Source organism: Cronobacter sakazakii, from assembly GCF_000982825.1.
Lineage (GTDB): Bacteria > Pseudomonadota > Gammaproteobacteria > Enterobacterales > Enterobacteriaceae > Cronobacter > Cronobacter sakazakii.
On sequence record NZ_CP011047.1, the window covers coordinates 4260016 to 4280832 of the forward strand.

General features: G+C 57.7%; 16 protein-coding genes and 1 pseudogene. 7 read left to right on the forward strand and 10 right to left on the reverse strand.

The genetic code is table 11. The annotated features are described in order from the left end of the window. Positions 1-20 precede the first annotated feature (20 nt). Both CSK29544_RS20220 and CSK29544_RS20225 read right to left on the reverse strand, forming a co-directional pair. Positions 21-718, reverse strand: a protein-coding gene (locus CSK29544_RS20220) for an IS1-like element IS1B family transposase (RefSeq protein WP_095033700.1) whose coding sequence is annotated in 2 segments (ribosomal slippage) — positions 21-469 and positions 469-718 — 699 coding nt in all. Because the reading frame shifts where the segments join, the coding sequence is not laid out codon by codon here. A gap of 392 nt (positions 719-1110) precedes the next feature. Next, on the reverse strand, positions 1111-3744 hold the full coding sequence (locus tag CSK29544_RS20225; RefSeq protein WP_007902474.1) for a CRISPR-associated helicase/endonuclease Cas3: 2634 nt from the start codon (positions 3742-3744) through the stop codon (positions 1111-1113). Positions 3745-3949: 205 nt separating this feature from the next. On the opposite strand from CSK29544_RS20225, the pseudogene CSK29544_RS20230 reads away from it, so the two are divergent. Next, positions 3950-4261: pseudogene (locus tag CSK29544_RS20230) on the forward strand (MGMT family protein). 31 nt (positions 4262-4292) lie between these two features. Here CSK29544_RS20230 and CSK29544_RS20235 read toward each other — a convergent pair. Continuing rightward, on the reverse strand, positions 4293-4865 hold the full coding sequence (locus tag CSK29544_RS20235; RefSeq protein ID WP_004386081.1) for a YbaY family lipoprotein: 573 nt from the start codon (positions 4863-4865) through the stop codon (positions 4293-4295). Between the two features lie 225 nt (positions 4866-5090). Here CSK29544_RS20235 and tesB point away from each other — a divergent pair, with 225 nt between their 5' ends. Further along, positions 5091-5951 (forward strand): acyl-CoA thioesterase II, encoded by an 861-nt coding sequence (tesB, locus tag CSK29544_RS20240; RefSeq protein ID WP_004386082.1) that lies wholly within the window; start codon positions 5091-5093, stop codon positions 5949-5951. A gap of 161 nt (positions 5952-6112) precedes the next feature. Here the strand turns inward: tesB and amtB are convergent, their stop codons facing one another. From amtB to CSK29544_RS20265, 5 genes are all read right to left on the reverse strand, one after another. After that, the gene (gene amtB, locus CSK29544_RS20245) at positions 6113-7399 is read right to left on the reverse strand and encodes an ammonium transporter AmtB (RefSeq protein WP_029039630.1); all 1287 of its coding nucleotides are present in this window, start codon (positions 7397-7399) and stop codon (positions 6113-6115) included. A 31-nt stretch (positions 7400-7430) separates the two neighbouring features. After that, a complete protein-coding gene (gene glnK / locus CSK29544_RS20250; protein WP_004387552.1) occupies positions 7431-7769 on the reverse strand; it encodes a P-II family nitrogen regulator in 339 nt (112 codons plus the stop codon). Between the two features lie 231 nt (positions 7770-8000). Next, positions 8001-9779: a SmdB family multidrug efflux ABC transporter permease/ATP-binding protein gene (locus CSK29544_RS20255; RefSeq protein WP_007902825.1), complete on the reverse strand. Its 1779-nt coding sequence runs from the start codon at positions 9777-9779 to the stop codon at positions 8001-8003. Continuing rightward, positions 9772-11547, reverse strand: a complete 1776-nt coding sequence (locus CSK29544_RS20260; protein ID WP_007865262.1) for a SmdA family multidrug ABC transporter permease/ATP-binding protein — start codon at positions 11545-11547, stop codon at positions 9772-9774. Before CSK29544_RS20260 ends, CSK29544_RS20255 begins: the two co-directional genes overlap by 8 nt. A 57-nt stretch (positions 11548-11604) precedes the next feature. Then, complete coding sequence (locus CSK29544_RS20265) at positions 11605-12066, reverse strand: Lrp/AsnC family transcriptional regulator (protein ID WP_004387554.1); 462 nt, start codon at positions 12064-12066, stop codon at positions 11605-11607. A gap of 115 nt (positions 12067-12181) precedes the next feature. Between CSK29544_RS20265 and CSK29544_RS20270 the strand changes: the two genes are divergently transcribed. The 3 genes from CSK29544_RS20270 (at position 12182) to CSK29544_RS24990 (ending at position 16561) form a co-directional block, all read left to right on the forward strand. Next, positions 12182-13228: a PLP-dependent cysteine synthase family protein gene (locus CSK29544_RS20270; protein WP_007902833.1), complete on the forward strand. Its 1047-nt coding sequence runs from the start codon at positions 12182-12184 to the stop codon at positions 13226-13228. Positions 13229-13622: 394 nt separating this feature from the next. Further along, positions 13623-14060, forward strand: a complete 438-nt coding sequence (locus CSK29544_RS20275; RefSeq protein WP_007865247.1) for a hypothetical protein — start codon at positions 13623-13625, stop codon at positions 14058-14060. Continuing rightward, a complete protein-coding gene (locus CSK29544_RS24990; protein WP_007902837.1) occupies positions 14057-16561 on the forward strand; it encodes a coiled-coil domain-containing protein in 2505 nt (834 codons plus the stop codon). Before CSK29544_RS20275 ends, CSK29544_RS24990 begins: the two co-directional genes overlap by 4 nt. Positions 16562-16600: 39 nt before the next feature. Here the strand turns inward: CSK29544_RS24990 and cof are convergent, their stop codons facing one another. Beyond that, positions 16601-17419: an HMP-PP phosphatase gene (gene cof / locus CSK29544_RS20285; RefSeq protein ID WP_007902844.1), complete on the reverse strand. Its 819-nt coding sequence runs from the start codon at positions 17417-17419 to the stop codon at positions 16601-16603. A 91-nt stretch (positions 17420-17510) separates the two neighbouring features. On the opposite strand from cof, the gene CSK29544_RS20290 reads away from it, so the two are divergent. Both CSK29544_RS20290 and queC read left to right on the forward strand, forming a co-directional pair. Next, positions 17511-19241: an SgrR family transcriptional regulator gene (locus CSK29544_RS20290; protein ID WP_029039631.1), complete on the forward strand. Its 1731-nt coding sequence runs from the start codon at positions 17511-17513 to the stop codon at positions 19239-19241. 29 nt (positions 19242-19270) lie between these two features. Next, on the forward strand, positions 19271-19966 hold the full coding sequence (queC, locus tag CSK29544_RS20295; protein ID WP_007902849.1) for a 7-cyano-7-deazaguanine synthase QueC: 696 nt from the start codon (positions 19271-19273) through the stop codon (positions 19964-19966). Here the strand turns inward: queC and CSK29544_RS20300 are convergent. Then, complete coding sequence (locus CSK29544_RS20300; RefSeq protein WP_029039632.1) at positions 19959-20795, reverse strand: MBL fold metallo-hydrolase; 837 nt, start codon at positions 20793-20795, stop codon at positions 19959-19961. The two genes, queC and CSK29544_RS20300, sit on opposite strands and share 8 nt — an antisense overlap. Between the last annotated feature and the right edge of the window lie 22 nt (positions 20796-20817).

Here is a 20817-nt window from a genome sequence, read left to right on the forward strand (position 1 = left end):
AGAGTGGTAATGACTCCAACTTATTGATAGTGTTTTATGTTCAGATAATGCCCGATGACTTTGTCATGCAGCTCCACCGATTTTGAGAACGACAGCGACTTCCGTCCCAGCCGTGCCAGGTGCTGCCTCAGATTCAGGTTATGCCGCTCAATTCGCTGCGTATATCGCTTGCTGATTACGTGCAGCTTTCCCTTCAGGCGGGATTCATACAGCGGCCAGCCATCCGTCATCCATATCACCACGTCAAAGGGTGACAGCAGGCTCATAAGACGCCCCAGCGTCGCCATAGTGCGTTCACCGAATACGTGCGCAACAACCGTCTTCCGGAGCCTGTCATACGCGTAAAACAGCCAGCGCTGGCGCGATTTAGCCCCGACGTATCCCCACTGTTCGTCCATTTCCGCGCAGACGATGACGTCACTGCCCGGCTGTATGCGCGAGGTTACCGACTGCGGCCTGAGTTTTTTAAATGGCGGAAAATCGTGTTGAGGCCAACGCCCATAATGCGGGCGGTTGCCCGGCATCCAACGCCATTCATGGCCATATCAATGATTTTCTGGTGCGTACCGGGTTGAGAAGCGGTGTAAGTGAACTGCAGTTGCCATGTTTTACGGCAGTGAGAGCAGAGATAGCGCTGATGTCCGGCGGTGCTTTTGCCGTTACGCACCACCCCGTCAGTAGCTGAACAGGAGGGACAGCTGATAGAAACAGAAGCCACTGGAGCACCTCAAAAACACCATCATACACTAAATCAGTAAGTTGGCAGCATCACCTGCCTGACAGATATCCCGCAGGCATGCGTCCTTTAAAGGTTTAAATAATGGATAGCAGAAATTAATCAAGACAATTAATTCATATCAAAAATAATTCAATCACCTCGATCGAACTCATTGAAAAATACGCCTGAAGATTCAAATAAAAAGTGACATAGCGCTAAAAAAACATCAAAAGAAAAATTACACCTTTTATTTTATTTCTTATCTATTACCCTTATTTCGTTCCCGTCGATATTAACCGGGATAAACCGGTGTATTTTTTCTCCTGGTGTTTAACCGTTCCCCGCTTTCGCGGGGATAAAATCCCAGGGCAAGTGCCCTGGGATTGACTAAGCTACGCCTCGCCGATAAGCCCCTCTTTGGCTGAATAACCGCCCGGCAGCAGAATCACCACCGCCTCTGGTTTACGCTGCTCGCTGCACCACTGAGAGAGCGCCTCGCCGCAAAGCAGCGTGAACTCGTCGCGGTGCTTGTCCCACCAGCTTTTGCGCACGCGCAGCGCGCTCATCTCCCAGGCGTTATCGCCCTGCGCGTAGGGTGTTATGCCTTGCGATGTCTCGCGTGCGAGCGATACGCTTATGGTCATATCTCCAATACGGGTCGAGACGTCCGGCCCCCATAGCTCCGCGCTCTCAACGCGGTAACCAACGTCAAGGGAAATTTCATACTTACTCGCAATGGCGCGCTGGCAGTAATAGTCGGCCAGCGCCTTCTCTTCAGAACGTTTCATGCCTTCCGGCACCTCAACGTCTTCGCCATATACGGCTTCAATTAACAGGCGCGCCGCTTCCGGCATCTTTATTTCGCCCTGCTCGCGCAATATCCGCTGGGTCAGCCAGAGCCGCGAATGCGCCGGATAAACGTAACTGGTATTACGCATGGCGGAGGTCAGCCATTTCTCATCCGGCTGCGCCTCCCAGCGCGGAGCCAGAATATCCAGACGTGGCGCGGGGCGTTCATCTGCGCCGGTTAATTTAAGCTGCCCCTGTTTATCACGACTATGCCGCTGCAAACGTCCGGCGCGCTGAATTAATAAATCGACCGGCGCGAGATCGCTAATTAAATAATCCAGATCAATATCGATAGATTGTTCTATTACTTGAGTAGATATAATTATCTTACCGCTTCGATTAATCGTATTTTGTTTTCCGAACCATTCCAGCGTTTTTTGTTCCTTATCATTACGGTCGATAAACGCGAAACGGCTATGAAATAAAATAATATTCTCTTCCGGGATATTCCTCCGGCGAATTAATTCCCGGTAGCTGTTCACCGCATCGTCGACGGAATTTCGTATCCAGCCGATACAGCCGCCCTCGCGCGCTACCGTCTCGATCTTATCAAAGCACGCAGCGTCATCCTCCATCCAGCCGATGCCGACGCGCCGCTGCACCTGCGCACGCGTGGAGACGCGCTGCCCGTCGATGCCCTGCGCGTGGAGATGCGTTATCCACGGGTAGTCGTCAGGCCCGAGGCGCGGCGATTCACGCGTGGTGTTAAGCCCTTTATAAAAGGCGGCGATTAGGCGGTCGCGCTGCGCCTGCGAAAGCGTGGCGGAAAGCAAAATCGTGGCGTTGCCGTAGCGGGCACGCGTCTCGACAAGCTTTTCCACCACATGCGACATATACGCATCGTAAGAGTGGATTTCATCGGCAATAAGCACTTTATCGTTCAGGCCCAGCAGGCGCAGATTCTGGTGCTTAAACGCCATCACCGCCATCATCGCCTGGTCGAGCGTGCCGACGCCGGTTTCAGCGAGCAGTGCCTTTTTAGGCGACTGCGCAAACCAGGCGGCACAGCCTTCATACGCGGCGGCCTCATCGCCGGAGTCGTTCGGCAGTAATTCATGTGCCCAGATGGAGGCATTAAATCCCGCAGAGAGTTTGCGCGCGCTGTGCGCCAGCACGAGGCTTGGATGACTGCCTTCACGATAGAGCCGCAGCCAGGCCTGCGACATCCGCGCATACATGGCATTCGCCGTCGCCATCGTCGGCAGGCCGATATAGAGCCCGCGCGCCTGCCCCGCCGCCATCAGGCGATGCGCCAGCACCAGCGCCGCCTCCGTTTTTCCGGCGCCGGTGACATCTTCAAGAATGATGAGATGCGGGCCTTTCGCGTGAATATCCATCTCCAGCGCTTTTTGCTGAAGCGGCGTAGGTCTGGTGATAAAAGGAAAAAGCGTTTCGATGCCGGTAAAGGGCGCGACGTCGCTTGCTGGCGGCAACAGGCGAAGCGCCCGTTGCGCCTGTTTAACAGCGCGAGCCCAGTACTCCTCAAACGGCATCGCCTGCGCCACCCAGGGGAAGTGCAGATTCGCGGAGCCCGTCCAGTCTGCCAGTACCGTGAGCGCGGAGACCAGCCAGCTTTTCTCCGGGAACGCCTCCCGCCAGTTATCGTCATTCCATAACGGCGGCAGCGCAACCGACGGGAAGAGTGCATTCACCGCGCCCGTAAACGCTCTGGCGGCAGCGATATCTTCCGGCAGAAAATCGTTATGGCAGTTTTCACAGGAGACGGGCTTGCCATGATGGCCAATAACCGCAGGCATCCACCTGTCCAGCACGCGTTTACACTCGCGCGCCGACAGCGGGCCTGTCATGCCCTGCGCCACAGTATCGCCAAGATGGTTTTGCCACAGCCACATACCGGTGACGGTATGGTGATGGCGGCTGTCGTTGACGTCTCGTTGGCCGCACGCCAGCGCGTCGCAGCGGTATTGTTGCTGAAACAGACGCGCAAATTTGCCGATGTCATGCCAGCAGAGTAGCCAGGCGAAAAACGTGGCCGCCGTTTCGCGATCGTCTATCCCGAGCGTCACAAAGAGAGACGCGGCGTTAAAGTGGTTTTCCATGACCATCACGTATCCGCATGCAGCTACATCAAGGGAATGCCATTGCAGCAGGTGGTATTCATCGCCCTGATGGTTCTCACCTTTTCGGGATTTACCCCAGTGTAAATATCCGCTCATAAATCAGTCCTTTGCAAAATTCCGCCTATTCTGCGGCGCACGCCGGAATCGTACCGTGAGCGCAAGCGTATTTCCTTTTCCCTGAAAACATATAATTCACTGATATGTAAAGGATTAATATTTAAATAACTGATAAAAAACACTCCACAGTTGCGCCCTTCGCCCGCGCTTTCTTATGCTTAACGCCTGAAATCAAGGAGCCTCTATGAACCACCACGACACCTTTCCACAGCGCGTTTATCAGATTGTCGCCGCCATCCCGGAAGGCTGCGTCACGACCTATGGCGAGGTGGCGCGGCTGGCGGGCTCGCCGCGGGCGGCGCGTTAGGTAGGCGGCGTGCTAAAGCGTCTGCCGGAAGGCAGCACGCTGCCGTGGCATCGGGTGGTGAATCGTCACGGGGAAATTTCGCTGACCGGGCCGGATTTACAGCGCCAGAGGCAGGCGTTGCTCGCGGAGGGGGTGCAGGTCTCAGGGAAAGGAGAGATCGATCTGGCGCGCTACGGGTGGCGCTACTGAAAAGCGCCTCCGAAGAGGCGCTTGTGCGGGTTTAGTACGTCGTCGGCGCCGGAACGGCGGAGGACGGCGTGACCTGCGTCGGCGAGGTTGACGGCACGCTTGTCACCGCACCGCCACCAGACTGTACTGGCACCGCGGTCTGCTGCACCGGCACCAGCGTCAGGTCGATTTTGGTGCCACCTTCGTTCACCGCAGGCTGGACGCGGTCGGTGATAAACACCAGCTTATCTTTAACCGTAATCGCCGCACTCAGCAGAACGCGGGCGTTCGGCTGAATGTCGGACGGGTTAAACGGCAGTACGAAGCTGAACGGCGCCTGTTTACCTTCGGTACGCACCACTTTCTGCGCCAGTACTTTCGACGGCGCGTTCGCCTGGGTGGCGTCAGAAAGGGTCACGGTCAGCACGGCATCCGGCGGCAGAGCCACTTTCTGGCGGATCCAGACGGTACCGGAAACGTTCGGCTGTTTAATCACCGGCTTGGTCGCGACGCCGGAAGTATTCGGGTTCGGGGCTGGAACAGCAATATCAGCACTTTTATCCTGCGCGCAACCGGCCAGAGCAACGGCAACGGCTAAACCACTTAACATGTGCACGAGTTTCATGGCGTTCTCCTTATTTTCATTCCACCAGTAAGCGCCAGGCACTCACCAGCGTGAGCTGTTACAACATGTTTGTCGTGCTAAGTGTGGCACATATCACTAATTTTCGCTTGGAAACGGGGCGCTATTAAGATTATTTAACCCCTCTGACCAGTTGCCGTTCTGCGTTATAATCGGGATATATTCATTCGCACGGCTGTGCATTTCCCGGTATGTAGAGGACCCTTTATGAGTCAGGCGCTGAGCAACTTACTCGCGTTATTAAATCTGGAAAAAATTGAAGAAGGGCTCTTTCGCGGCCAAAGCGAAGACCTCGGCTTACGGCAGGTGTTCGGCGGCCAGGTCGTCGGGCAGGCGCTGTACGCCGCCAAAGCAACGGTGCCGGAAGAGCGTCTGGTGCATTCATTCCACAGCTATTTTCTGCGCCCCGGTGACAGCCAGAAACCCATCGTTTATGACGTGGAAGTGCTGCGCGACGGCAATAGTTTTAGCGCGCGGCGCGTGGCGGCTATCCAGAACGGTAAACCGATTTTTTATATGACCGCGTCGTTCCAGGCGCCGGAAAGCGGCTTCGAGCATCAGAAACCCATGCCGCCTGCGCCCGCGCCTGACGGGCTAAAATCGGAAACGGAGATTGCCCGCTCGCTGGCGCACCTTTTGCCGCCGCAGGTGAAGGACAAATTCCTGTGCGATAAGCCGCTGGAGATCCGCCCGGTAGAGTTTCACAACCCGTTAAAAGGCCACACGGCGAAGCCGGAGCGTCAGGTGTGGATGCGCGCCAACGGGCAGATGCCGGACGAGGTGCGCGTGCATCAGTCGCTGCTCGGTTATGCATCGGATTTCAATTTCCTGGTGGTGGCGCTGCAACCGCACGGCGTTGGCTTCCTGGAGCCGGGGATGCAGGTGGCGACCATCGATCATTCGATGTGGTTCCACCGCCCGTTTGATATGAACCAGTGGCTGCTTTACAGCGTAGAGAGTACGTCCGCCTCCAGCGCCCGCGGTTTTGTGCGCGGTGAGTTTTATACGCAGGACGGCGTGCTGGTCGCCTCGACCGTGCAGGAAGGCGTGATGAGAAAGCGCGGGTAATTTTTTTGCGACCCGGCGGGTGACCCGCCCTACGGTTAACTACGGTAGGTGTGAGTGTTTTTTGTAGGGTGGGTAAGCAAAGCGCACCCACCTTGCCACTCGCCCCCATAAAAAAACCTCCCGCATGCGGGAGGTTTTTTGCTCCGGAGATATCGCCGCTATCAGGCGTTGTAGGCGTTCTCGCCGTGGCTGTTGACGTCCAGCCCTTCGCGCTCCTGCTCTTCGGAGACACGCAGGCCGACGGTCAAATCTGCCGCTTTATAGGCGATAAACGCGACCACAGCAGACCAGACAACAGTAATGGCGATGCTCTCAAGCTGCACCAGCACCTGATGACCCATCGTCACGCCCGCCGCGTAACCCACGCCGCCAAGTGATGTTGAGGCAAAAATACCTGTCAGGATGCAACCCACTATGCCACAGACGCCATGCACGCCGAATACGTCGCACGGGTCGTCAACGCGCAGCCAGCGTTTCAGCAGGGTGACGCCCCACAAGCCCGCCAGACCCGCCGCGATACCCACGATAAGCGAGCCGCCCACGCCGATGTAGCCGCACGCAGGCGTTACGCCCACCAGACCGGCAATGGCGCCGGAACACGCGCCCAGCAGCGACGGTTTACCGCGCAGCGCCCATTCGCCAAAGACCCAGGCAAGGATAGCCGCCGCCGTTGCAACAACCGTGTTCACAAACGCCAGACCCGCGATTTCGTTGGCGGCGCTGGCAGAGCCGGCGTTAAAGCCGAACCAGCCGAAATAAAGGATTGCAGTGCCGGTAAAGACCATCGGCAGGTTATGCGGTTTAAACGCTTCTTTGCCGAAGCCAACGCGTTTGCCAACCAGATACGCGCCCACCAGACCTGCTACCGCCGCGTTAATGTGCACCACGGTACCGCCCGCGAAATCCAGCGCGCCGTGAGACGCCAGCAGGCCGCCGCCCCAGACCATATGCGCAATCGGCACATAGGAGAAGGTGAGCCACACCGCCACGAAGATAAGCACGGCCGAGAAGCGGATGCGTTCCGCCAGCGCGCCGACGATAAGCCCCACGGTGATGCAGGCGAAGGAGCCCTGGAACGCTACGTGAATGTATTGATAGAAGGTGCCCATCAGGTCGGTGATTTTAATGCCTTTCAGCAGCAGCCAGTCGACATTGCCAAAGAAGCTGCCGCCGCTGCCGAACGCCAGCGAGTAGCCATAGACCACCCAAAGGACGCAGACCAGCGCGAACGCGACGGACACCTGCGTCAGCATCGAGAGCACGTTTTTCGCGCGGATTAGACCGCCGTAAAAGAGCGCAAGGCCTGGGATGGTCATAAACAGCACCAGCGCGGTGCAGATCATCATAAAGGCGTTATCGGCTTTATCCGCCACCGCGGGCGCCGCCAGGGCAATACCCGGCAGAAGAGCAAGCAGGCCGAAACCCGATTTGAAAGCTGTGTGTTTCATCTTGTGCATTCCTGTTACGGTTGGCCAGAAATCAGAGAGCCGCTTCGTCGGCTTCGCCGGTACGAATACGAATCACGCGTTGCAGTTCGGCGACAAAAATTTTGCCGTCGCCAATTTTTCCGGTCCACGCGGCCTTGCTGACCACCTCGATCACTTCATCCAGCTGATCGTCGGCGATAGCCACGTCGATTTTTACTTTCGGCAGGAAGTTCACGCTGTATTCGGCGCCGCGGTAAAGCTCGGCATGGCCTTTCTGGCGCCCGAACCCTTTCACCTCGGTGACGGTAAGCCCCTGAATGCCAATGGTGGAGAGTGCTTCACGCACGTCTTCCAGTTTGAACGGTTTGATTACCACGGTAACCAGCTTCATAGATCCCCTCCAGTCAGAAATGGGTAATTCGGCAGCGAAGATGATCTGATAAAGCAAGTGGCGTGCCAGGAATAGAAAAGCGTGCGGCGACGGCAAAAACTGCGGCAAGGAAGCGGGATGAAACGAAGGGATCGCAAAGCAGAAAAGAAAAACGCACCATGCGAGTGCACGGTGCGTTACATTTTTGCACCACTAAGGATGCGTGTTAGCAGAACGCCTGATTTTGGTGCATCAGGCGCTGAGCGGCTCCTCTTTCGCGGCGGCCTGTAGCTCTTCACCCGCAAGCTGGAGCTGATACATCTGCCAGTAGCGTCCGCGCGCCTCAAGCAGCGCCTGATGGCTGCCCCGCTCTACCGCCTGCCCGCGATGCAGCACCAGAATGGTGTCGGCTTCCACGATCGTTGAGAGGCGATGCGCGATAACCACCAGCGTCGTGTGCGGCCGAATAGCGGCCAGCGCGTGCTGAATCGCCTGCTCGGTGCCGGAATCAATATTCGCCGTCGCCTCATCAAGGATAAGGATTTGCGGCGCATCCACCAGTACGCGCGCCAGCGCCAGCAACTGTTTCTGCCCGACGGAGAGATTATTGCCCTGCTCGCCAAGGCGGGTATGGATGCCCTCGCTCATGCCGCGCGCCAGCTCGGCCAGTTGTACCGTTTCCAGCACTTCCCAGACGCGCGCTTCGTCGATATCACGCCCGAGCGTGACGTTCGCGAAGAACGAATCGGCCAGCACGACAGGATCCTGCTGCACCATCGCCACGCCTTTACGCAGCACGCCGTGGCTGAGCGAGGCGAGCGGTCGGCCATCGAGGCGGATTTCGCCGCTGCTGAGCGGATAATACCCCATCAGCAGGCTCGCGAGCGTGCTTTTGCCGCTGCCGGTGTGACCGACCAGCGCCACGAAGTGACGGGACGGCACCGAGAGCGAAATGTCTTTCAGCACCAGCTGATCGTCGCGATAGGCAAATGAGACGTTATCCACCTCAATCGCGCCGCTCGTCAGCGGGCGGTCGTCGTGGCCGTAATCCTGGCGCGGCCTGTCCATCAGCTCGAACACACGTTCGCCCGCCACCAGCGCCTGCTGCAAAATCGACTGCTGGGTGGTGAGTTCAATCAGCGGCTCGTTCAGGCGGCCCAGATAGCTGATAAACGCGTAGAGAACCCCCACCTGAATCGTCCCGACGGCGGTGAAGCCGAACAGCATCAGCAGGCCGCACAGCACCAGCGCGGAAAAGAGGCTCAGCAACGGGCGCAGCAGAAAGCCGTCCAGGCGCAGCGTCTGCATTCGCGCCAGATAGTGCGAATGGCTGGCGGCGTTCATGCGCTCGCCAAAACGCGTCTGCTGGCGGAACTGCTGGATGACATTCATCCCGCTGATGACTTCATTAAAGCCGTCGTTAATGTCCGCCAGATAAGTTCGCACCCGGCGCACAATCGGCGTGCTGTAGCGCTGATAAATCATCATGACGATCAGCACCGCCGGGAAGATAGTGATAGCAACCAGCGCCATGCGCCAGTCGAGGCTGAACATCGCCACCAGCATCGCGCCGATAAGCGCGGCGCTGCGCAACACCGTCGCCACGACCGTGACGTAGAGATCGCGGATCACCTCGGTATCGTTAGTGACGCGCGAAATCAGCTGCCCCACCGGCTGCGTGTCGAACGCGCTGAGCGGCTGGCGCAGCGCAGCATCCATCACATCGGTACGCAACTGTTGCACCACGCCCACCGCCGCCTGGTTAAACAGCAGCGCCTGCCAGTAGTGCAGCCCGGCGGCGAGGATTTGCAGCAGCACATACGCGAACGCCAGCCCGGCCACCAGCCCCAGCGGCAGCTGGTTTTTCGCGACCAGGTTGTCGATGAAATAGCTGATGAGCGCGGGGCCGGTCACTTCCGCCGCGGCGGCCACCCACAGCATCAGCACCGCGCCGCCGAGCGGTTTACGCCACGGCGAGCCATACGCCAGCAAACGTTTCAGCGTCGGCCAGCTTTTTACGGTATTACGCATTCAGCGCCTCCTCGTCGTTCTCTTCCGGCGCGTCGTCCAGCGCCGCTTCGAGCTGCTGATAGCGATACATATCCCGGTACCAGCCGGGCTGTGCCGCAAGCGCCTCATGACGCCCGCGCTGCGCCACCTGGCCGTGTTGCAGCACCAGAATTTCGCTGGCTTCGGTCAGCGCCGACAGCCGGTGCGCGCTGATGATAACCGTGCGGTTTTCGCCCCACTGGCGCAGGTTATGCAGAATCTGATGTTCAGTACGCCCGTCAACGGCGGAGAGCGCGTCATCCAGCACCAGAATTTCGGCCTCCAGCAGCAGCGCGCGGGCAATAGAGATGCGCTGCTTCTGCCCGCCGGAGAGCATCACGCCGCGCTCGCCGACTTGCGTGTCATACCCCTGCGGCAGACGCAGAATATCGTCATGCACGCAGGCGAGTTTCGCCGCCTGTTCTATCTCTTCCTGCGTGGCGTCCGGCTTGCCGAGCGCAATATTGCTGGCGACCGTGTCGGAGAATAAGAACGGCGTCTGGTTGACGACGGCGAGCCGCCCGCGCCAGTCATCCAGATGCACGCGGTCAAGCGAGACGTTATGGAACGTAATCTCCCCTGCGTCGAGATCGAAATGGCGCTGAATAAGCGACAGCACGCTGGTTTTGCCGGCACCGGTCGGGCCGCACAGCCCCAGCATCTGGCCGGGTTTCAGCGTGAACTGCACGTTACGCAGCGTATCGCGCGCGGCATGTGGATAGCGGAATTCGCGGATAGCCACGTTCAGCACACCGCGCCCGGCGGGCAGCGACGCCTGGCCATCTTTCACTACCGGCGCCTCCGCCAGCAGCGCGCGAATGCGGCTGTACGCCGCGCTGCCGCGCTCGACAATGTTAAACATCCATGCCAGCGCCAGCATTGGCCAGATCATCAGGCCCAGATACATCGTAAAGCTGGTGAGCTGGCCGAGCGTCAGCGTGCCATTCATCACCATCCAGCTGCCGCCGCCGATGGCCAGCAGGTTCGCCATGCCAATCGCGATATAAATCGTCGGGTCGAAACGAGCGTCCACGCGCGCCACGCGCAGGTTTTTCACGCCGGTATCGCGCGCGTCTTCAGAAAACAGCGCCGACTGTCTGTCTTCCAGGCCGAACGCTTTAATCATGCGGATACTGGTCAGGCTCTCCTGCGTTCTGTCATTCAGCGACGAAAACGCCGCCTGCGCGGCTTTGAAGCGGTGATGTAGCTGATCGCCGTAGCGCTTGATGACAATCGCCATCACCGGCATCGGCAACAGCGCCAGCAGCGTGAGCTGCCAGCTGATCTGCGTACACATGATGACCAGCACCGCGCAGCCCATCACCAGTGAATCGACCAGCGTCAGCACGCCCTCGCCGGCGGCGAAGACCACGCGATCGACATCGTTAGTGGCGCGCGCCATCAAATCACCGGTGCGATGGCGCAGATAGAATTCCGGATGCTGGCGGCTGAGCTGGCGGTAAAAATCGCGCCGCAGTTCAACGGCAAGCTGATAGGACGCGCCAAAAAGCAACACACGCCAGACGTAGCGCAGCAGATAAACCACTATCGCAATCACCACCAGCAGGCCCACCCACAGCAGCACCTGGCGCGTGGTGTAGTGGTGTTGAGTGACGCCGTCGACAACGTAGCCCACCACTTTTGGCGGCACCAGTTGCAGAATGGCGATAACAATAAGCAGGGCAACCGCGCCGAGGTAGCGACGCCACTCCCGGCTAAAATACCAGCTTAACTGAGCAAATAATCGCACGCGAAATTCCTGATTGGTCTGATGATAAAGCGCGGGCGTCGTGGCGAGCCAGACGGTTCAGCGCTTAAGCGGCAGGGCCGTGGTGTATTTTATCTGCTCCATGGCGAAGCTCGACGTGACATCTGACAGCCCCGGCACCCGGTTGACCAGACGTTTATAAAAGTCATCATAGCTTTTCATATCGGCCACCTGTACCCGCATAAGGTAGTCGTATTCGCCCGCCATGCGCCAGAAACCGAGCACTTCCGGCATCTCCTCCACCACCGCGACAAACTGACTGTACCAGTCGCTGCTGTGATGCTGCGTTTTGATCAGCATAAAGGCGGTGAGGCCGAGGCCGAGTTTTTCCGGGTCGAGCAGCGCGACGCGCTTAATAATATAGCCGTCATCTTCAAGCCGCCGGAGCCGCTTCCAGCAGGGCGTCGTCGTCAGATTAACGGCATCGGCGAGCGCCTGCAAAGAGAGCGTCGCGTCCTCCTGAAGCAGCGCCAGCAGTCTGCAATCAATTTTATCTAACATTACCGATTCCTGTAGAAAATTTTTCTCTCATATCAGCAACAGGCAGGCTAAATGGCAACTTATTTTCCTGAAAGATGCTTTACGCTGGGCACAAATTGATAAACCGGAACGTATCATGTCCAGCACCTGGGTTCACCACGCCATTAATGAGATCCACGCCGACGCCCGGCGATCCGCGGATACCCATTTGATCCGCTTTACCCTGCCCGCCTTTCCGGGCATCTGGTTCTATCTGAAAGATGAAAGCACGCACCCCACCGGCAGCCTGAAACACCGCCTGGCGCGCTCGCTGTTTTTATACGGCCTGAGCAACGGCTGGATCCGCGAAGGCACGCCGATTATCGAGGCCTCTTCCGGCTCAACCGCGGTTTCGGAAGCCTGGTTTGCCCGCATGCTGGGCCTGCCGTTTATCGCCGTGATGCCCGCCTGTACCGCACGGCGCAAAGTGGAACAAATTGAATTTTACGGCGGCCGCTGCCACTTCGTGCAGAGCGCCTGTGAAATTTACGAGGCCTCCGAGGTGCTCGCCCGCGAGCTGCGTGGCCGCTATATGGATCAGTTTACCTACGCCGAGCGCGCGACCGACTGGCGCGGCAACAACAATATCGCCGACAGTATTTTCCGGCAGATGGCAGGCGAGCCGCACCCGGTTCCTGATTACATCGTGATGAGCGCCGGTACCGGCGGTACATCGGCCACCATTGGCCGCTATCTGCGTTATCAGGGGCACGCCACGCGCCTGATGGTGGTCGACCCTGAGAACTCGGTGTTTTACGATTACTGGCAGCAGCGCGACAGCGGACTGAAAAGCAGTGTGGGCAGCCGCATTGAAGGGATTGGCCGTCCGCGCGTCGAACCCTCTTTTATTCCCGATGTTATCGATGAAATGTTGCAGGTGCCGGATGCCGCGAGCGTGGCGGCGATGCAATGGCTTAGCGAACTGCTGGGCCGCAAAGTGGGTGCTTCCACCGGCACCAACATGTGGGGGGCGCTGCAGCTGGCCGCGCGGATGCGTGAAGAAGGCCGCAGCGGCGCTATCGTTACGCTGCTGTGTGACAGCGGAGAACGATATCTCGAAACCTATCACAACCCGGAATGGGTGGCGGCCTCGATTGGCGATATCACGCCCTGGCGCGCGGCCATTCAGGAACTCGTGGGTTAAGATGGAAAGGTGAAGATCAAAGCGGCGAACCTTCGCCGCTTTTTATATGCATCATGCTTTTAAATTTATGTCACGCCCTGTTTATTCCAAAAATATAAAATAAAAACATTTATGAAATCTATGCATATAATTTATTGATAAAATAAAATAATACAACCCTATCGTAATTATTGATTTTCATACTTTTGAAATAGCGAAGAATCACTTTTAAGAATTTATTAAAATCTATCTTGATAAACTCTGTATAAAATCACCTTTCTTTCTCCCGGTATACTGGACTAATGCAGCGCGCTGTTTGTGGTTAGCCAGTCTATTACTGGACATATTTCGGATCATCCCGGCCAGATTGCGCAGGGATTGCTGGCATTCTGTAATCAGACACATAAGAGATAATATGTTGGACAAAAAAATCCTTTATATCGCTGCGATGATGATGTCTTTAAGCGCCTGTACCACCGCCCCTAAAAGCGCCCCGGTAAAAAGCAATGTGTCGCAGACGCCTGTCGTCCCCGCACAGCCTGCCCCGACACCGGTTGAATCCATGAATCAGTTAGCCCCCGTCAGCAGTGATACCAAACTGCGTCTTGAACGTTGCCTCGCGGAGACTAAACACCTTTCAGATATTAACCGTGAAAAATATCGTGAGCAGATCGACACGCTATATCGCAGCATTAAAGCGACACAATATTACGCCTCTATCAGTAACGATCTGTCCAATATTATGGTGGAAACCATCACTCCGCTGTATCAATTCCGCGTCAATGACGCCTGCAATACAATTTCGCAGTCTCTTCTGGCCGAACTGAAAAAAGGCGCAGGGCTTGCTAAATGAGAGGTGATGGGAGGAAGGGAAGCATCAAAAGCCATAAAAGCGCGATCGCTGTTTTACTGGCGCTCGCACTGAGCGGACAATCGTCCTGGGCTGCGCAAAATAGCGCTGCCGTTCAGGGAAATGATTTTCTGTCGTCAATTCAGCAAATCGAAGTGAAGCAGATAGACTTCCCTGCTCCCACCCATCGTCAACAAACGCCATCCGCTTCCCGGGCGCAAATCAACGATCTACAGCAGGAGATCGCTCGCCTGAAAAAACAGCTTAAAGCTGCGGAACAAGAAAAGAAAAGCCTCAGCGCTCCCAGCGATCTTCAGGCGCAAAACACGCAACTGCTGAAAGACAATAGCGCGCTTGCGAAAGAGAACGACCGCCTCTCCCGCAGCCTGCAAAACGCGCAGCGCGAACAAGGTGCTACCAGCACGCAACAGGCCGCGCGCATTGAAGCGCTGGAGCAGAAAACCGCGGAGCTTCAGGCGTCGCTTGCCAGCAAAACCGAAGCACTGGCGCAACTCAAAAAATCAAGCAACAGCCAGGCGGCGAGCGAAAGCGCACTGCAAAAACAGATTGCGCGTCTTGAAACAGAAAAAGCCGCCATCACAGAGCGCAATACGCAAGACACCGCGCGTTTTAACCGCGACATGCAGGCACTGCGCAATGAACTGAATAAGCGCGCTAATGAACTGGTGGCGCTGAAAAATACAGGCGATAAACGCGCGCAGAGCGAAAGTGCGCTGCAAAAACAGCTTGCACAGCTGGAAAAAGAGAAAACGGCGCTGACGGCGCAAAGTGCGCAGAGCATCGATGCCGCTAATAAAAAAGCACAGGCGCTGCAGGCAGAGCTTGATAAACGCACCGCCGAACTCGCCGCGCTCCAGAAGACAGGCAGCGAGCACGAGAAGAGCCAGACCTCGCTGCAAAAGCAACTCACGCAGCTTGAACAAGAAAAAGCGGCGCTGACGGCGCAAAGTGCGCAGAGTCTCGAAGCCTCGAATAACAAAGCGCAGGCGCTGCAGGCAGAGCTTGATAAACGCACCGCCGAACTCGCCGCGCTCCAAAAGGCAGGCAGCGAGCGCGAGAAGAGCCAGACCGCGTTGCAAAAACAGCTTGCACAACTGGAGCGCGAGAAAGCGGCGCTGACGGCGCAAAATGAGAAGAGCATCGGTGCACTGAACAAACAGCTCGCGCAGCTTGAGGAAGAGAAAGCCTCGCTCACCGAGCAGAACAACCTGCTGATGAAGAACAGCTCGCTTAGTAAAGAAGAAAAAGCGAAACAGCAAAAAGCGCAGGCGGAGCAGACCGCGTTGCTTGAGAAAAATCAGGCGGCAGAAGCCGCGCTTAAGGCGCAGATCGCCGCTCTTACGGAAAAACTCAACGCCTCGACAACGCTTGCCGCCACCTCGCAGGAAAAAGTCGCGGCCCTGGCCTCAGAGCTTGCCAGCCTGAAAGGCAGCCAGAGCGAAAAAGCGCAGGCGCTGCAGAGTCAGCAACAGCAGGCCGCGCAGATTGCCGCGGCAAAAGAAGCGCTCACTCAGCAGCTTGCTGCCGCCCAGGCAGATATCGCCACACTAAAGCAGTCGCTGGCAGACAAAGAAAGTCGTTTACAGCAGTCGGATAAAGCGCTGCTCGCGCTGAAAGAAGAGGCACAGTCGGCCAAAGCGCTGACTACCGCCTCCGCCACCAGCCAGCAAAAAACACAGGCTGAGCTGGATACGCTTAAACGCGCGAATGAAGAACTTAACGCCAAACTGGCCAGCCTGAGCGCGCAAACCGAGGCGCAAAAAGCGCAGGCCGAGAAAGAAAAAGCGGAGTTGCTGGCGCAGGCAGAAAAACTGAAATCCGACGCGGCAACGCAGGTGCAAACAGTGGCGGCGACGAAAGCGGAACCGGAAGTCAGCGCCGCGGCGCTTAAAGATAAAGCCAATAAGCAGTCCTATGCGAACGGCGTGATGTTCTCAAGGCTGGTGCAAAAGAGCATGGATCAGATGGCTGATCTTGGCATTAAAACCAATCTCCCCATCCTGCTGGCAGGCATTAAAGACGGCCTGGCGCAAAAAGTCGCGGTCGAGCCAAAAACGCTGCTGTCGCTGCATGAGTCGATGCTGAAAGAGCTTTCCAGCCGCGAAGAGAAGAAATATCAGGCGGGTATTGATCAGCTTGAAAAAGCCACCGCGAAGAAAAAACTGCTCAAGCGTAATAAATCGCTGTTCTTTGTGCAGGCGAAGGCTGGCAAAAAAGCCATCGCACCGGGCGAGACCGTTAACGTCACGTTTAAAGAGGCAACGTATGAAGGCCGCGTGATCAACAATAACGCCAATGTGCCGGTCACCTATGACGAAAACCTGCCGTATATCTTCCAGCAGGCGCTGGAGCTCGGTAAACGGGGCGGTGTGATGGAGGTTTACTGCTTCGCAGGCGATCTCTATAACCCGGATACCATGCCGCCGGATCTCTTCAACTATTCGCTGATGAAGCTGACAGTGACCATTAGCGGCGGAAAATAAAAAAAGCCGGGGGTTCCCCCGGCTTGCTGGAATGCCTCATCATTCGGGGGAATAATCAAGGTGTGGATGCTCCAGCCAATGCGTCAAATAGTGGGCGACCGCCTGTCTGCTGCAGTGCCCGATCACTGGCAGATGCGGGAGCTCTGCCAGAAGCTGCGGCATCGCGTTGCCCATAATCAGCCCCTTCCCTGCCAGCGATAACATTTCGCGGTCGTTCATGGCGTCACCAAACGCCATACAATCCGCCATCGTAATGCCCAGATGCTGGCTCAACGCCTGCAGCGCCGCGCCTTTATTACACCCCGGCGGCAGCACCTCCAGACAGTCGAGCGCGGAAAAGCAAATATGCGCCTGCGAACCAAGCGCCTGGCAAAGCTTAACGCGCAGTTCGCACAGCGTGTCGTGGTCGGCGACAAAGCAGATTTTCGTTACCTGATGGGCAGGAAGCCGCTTCAGATCGGTGAGCTGATAGCAAAACCCGCTCCAGGCGTGCGCGTCCAGCAGCGCCGGATCGTCGTTATCCGTCAGCCAGCCGCTGTCGTTAAACACGTGCAGACTGGCTGATGTATCCCAGTGGCCATGCAGCACCGCTTCCGCGACCTGCGGCGATAAATCTTCTGCGAACAGCAGCTCGCCCGACGGCGCATGAATGCGCGTGCCGTTGCCGGTAATGAGGAACGCTTCCAGCGCGATTTTTTGCAGCATCTGTCGCATTTCCAGCAAATGACGACCGGTTGCAAACGCCAGCGTCACGCCGCGCTGATGCAAACGGTGCAGCGCCATCTGTGTGGCTTCACCAAGCTGATGGTCTGGCATCAGCAGCGTGCCATCCATATCAAAAGCAGCCAGTCGCGCCATGGTTCGTCTCCCTCTGTCGGTTGACTTGCAGTATTGCCTGGCATATACGGAACTAATAGTGAAGAGTTAGGAAAAATCGTTCCGGGTTTATATGCGCCTTCTGAACCGACTTAATCAGTTTCAGCGTTTGTGGCAGCCTTCCGAGGGCGCGCCGCAGGCCGTGACTATCAGCGAGCTCGCCGTGCGTTGTTTTTGCAGTGAACGCCACATGCGCACGCTGCTTCGCCAGCTTGAACAGCACGGCTGGCTGCGCTGGCGCGCGCAGTCGGGACGCGGCAAGCGGGGCGAGCTGATCTTTCTGGTATCGCCGCACACCGTGCGCGCCGGCATGATGGAAACGGTGTTAAGCCAGGGGCAGACGCATAATGCGCTGGCGCTCGCACAACTGGCGTCCGGGCAACTGCGCCAGTTACTGCATCCGTTTCTGGGCGGCCAATGGCATAACGACACGCCGACGCTGCGCATTCCCTACTACCGCCCGCTGGAGCCGCTCAAGCCCGGCTTTTTGCCCGGCCGCGCCGAGCAGCATCTCGCCCGGCAGATCTTCAGCGGCCTGACGCGTTTTAATCCCGACACCGCGCGCCCGGAAGGCGATTTAGCCCACCACTGGCGCGTTTCGCCGGACGGGCTCAGCTGGTGGTTTTATCTGCGCCCTACCCTGCACTGGCACAATCACGAGCCAATAGATGCCTGGCAACTCCGCCAGCGGCTGCAACAACTGTTTGAGCTGGAGACGCTGCGCCAGCTTTTCGCGAGCGTCAGAGAGATTACGGTGGAGCATAAGCACTGCCTGCGTGTTGAACTCACGCGCCCGGATCACTGGCTCGCGTGGCGTCTTGCCAGTCACGGCTGTTATCTGGCGCATCCGGATGACACAACGATCGGCAGCGGGCCATTCCGGCTCGCCACGTTTACGCCTGAGCTGGTGCGCATTGAAAGCCACGATCGCTGTCATCTCGGGCATCCGTTGCTGAACGCGGTTGAATACTGGATAACGCCCGGACTCTTCGACAGCGCGCTCGGTACCAGCTGTCGGCACCCGGTACAGATAGCCATCGGGCAGCAGGAAGAACTCGTACATCTGCGCCCCGTCAGCAACAGCATCAGCCTCGGGTTCTGTTATCTCGGCATCCGGCAAAACGGACAACTCTCACACGCGCAGGCGCGCTGGCTGATGCAACGGGTTCACCGCAGCGGCATGATAGATTCCCTGCCGCTTGATGAGCATCTGATTACGCCAAGCAGTGAGCTGCTACCGGGCTGGCATCTGCCGCAATGGCCCGACGAGCCTCCTCCACCGCTGCCGCCCTCGCTGACGCTGGTCTATCATCTGCCGGTGGAATTGCCGGTAATGGCACGCCAGCTTCAGCATGAGCTGGCACAGCGTGGATGCACGCTCACGCTGCATTTTCATAATGCGAAAAACTGGGACGGCTGTACGCAACTGGCGCAGGCGGATATCGTCATGGGTGACAGGCTGATTGGCGAAGCGCCGGAATATACGCTGGAGCAGTGGCTGCGCTGCGATCCGCTCTGGCGACATCTGTTAACAGGCCCACAGCGGGCGCATCTGGAAGCCACTCTTGACGCGGTGCAAAGCCACCCTGATGAACAGAGCCGTCACGCGGCGCTGCGCGAGGTATGGCAGACGCTGATGCACGACGCCGTTATCACTCCGCTCTTTAATTATCGCTACCAGATAAGCGCGCCGCCGGGCGTGAACGGCATCGAACTGAACGCGCTCGGCTGGTTTGATTTTAGCCGCGCGTGGCTGCCGCCGCCGCAAGAAGCTGGTGGACGCGACGGTGCGGCGCTACCATAACGGTTTTGCTACTCAATGACAGGGGCTTTATGAAACGTGCCGTTGTGGTCTTCAGCGGGGGCCAGGACTCCACCACCTGCCTGATTCAGGCGTTACATCAATATGATGAAGTGCATTGCGTCACGTTCGATTACGGCCAGCGCCATCGGGCGGAGATTGATGTCGCCAGCGCCCTTGCCGCATCGCTGGGCGCACGGGCGCATAAAGTGCTGGATGTGACGCTGCTTAACGAACTCGCGGTCAGCAGCCTGACGCGCGACAGCATCCCGGTGCCGGATTACGATCCTGACGCCGAAGGCTTGCCAAGCACTTTCGTGCCTGGCCGCAATATTCTCTTCCTGACGCTGGCCTCGATTTACGCGTATCAGGTGCAGGCGGAGGCGGTGATTACCGGCGTGTGCGAGACCGATTTTTCCGGCTATCCGGATTGCCGCGATGAATTTGTCAAAGCGCTGAATCATGCCGTCGCGCTCGGCATGGCGCGCGATGTGCGTTTTGAAACGCCGCTGATGTGGCTTAACAAAGCCGAAACCTGGGCGCTCGCCGATTACTGGGGCAAGCTTGATGTCATCCGCCGCCAGACCCTGACCTGCTATAACGGCATTCAGGGTGATGGCTGCGGCGAATGCGCGGCCTGCCATCTGCGCGCCAACGGCCTTAGCCAGTACCAGGCCGATAAACCTGCCATTATGGCCGCGATGAAGCAGAAAACCGGGCTTAAATAGCCAGGTTTTTCCCGCTTAACCGTTCAAACTCGCGGGCGTCGTGGCTGCAAAACAGCGTCACGCCCGCGCTGGCGTCAGCGGCCAGAAGCCGCAGTCGCTTCTGGTTCGCAAGCCTCGCGGCTTTGTCTTTTTGCATCATCCACTGATAAAAGCGCAGGCCCGGCGTACAGTGCGGGTCTGCCGTCATTTCATCGCGATAGAACCACGCATCGCCGCCGTGCAGTAACCAGCCCTGCGGCGTATCAATCGCCACACCTGCGTGCCCTTCCGTATGCCCCGGCAGCGGGATCAGCAGGATCTCCGGCGGCAAACCGTCGAGCGCGCGCACCGCGCTGAAACCAAACCACGCCTCGCCATGTGGATGATAGCCATGCCAGCCGGAATGATTTCCCCATTGCCCCGGACGATAGCGCGCGCTGTCAAGCCACGTGCCGCGCCCTTCTGCAGCGGTCATTTCACGCTGCATCAGATGCACCTGCGCCTGCGGGAAATCGCTCAGCCCGCCGGCGTGATCGAAATCCAGATGCGTCAGCACAATGTGTCGGACGTCCTCCGGCTTAAAGCCGAGCGCTTTAATATGGTGCAGCGCCGTTAATGATTCCCGGTACTGGATATTATTCAGCGCCCGGAAAAAAAGTGGTAAACGGCGGCGCGGATGGCGCATATCGTCACAGCCAAAGCCGGTATCCACCAGCACCAGCCCGTGATGGTCGGTTTCAATCAGCAGGCAGTGGCAGATGAGGTGCGCATGCAGCCCTTTACTGAAGCCATCGTACAGCGCGCCGCCCAAAGGACACATACAACCGCAGTTGAGATGGTGTACTCGCATAGCCTCTCCTTCGTTGCGCAGT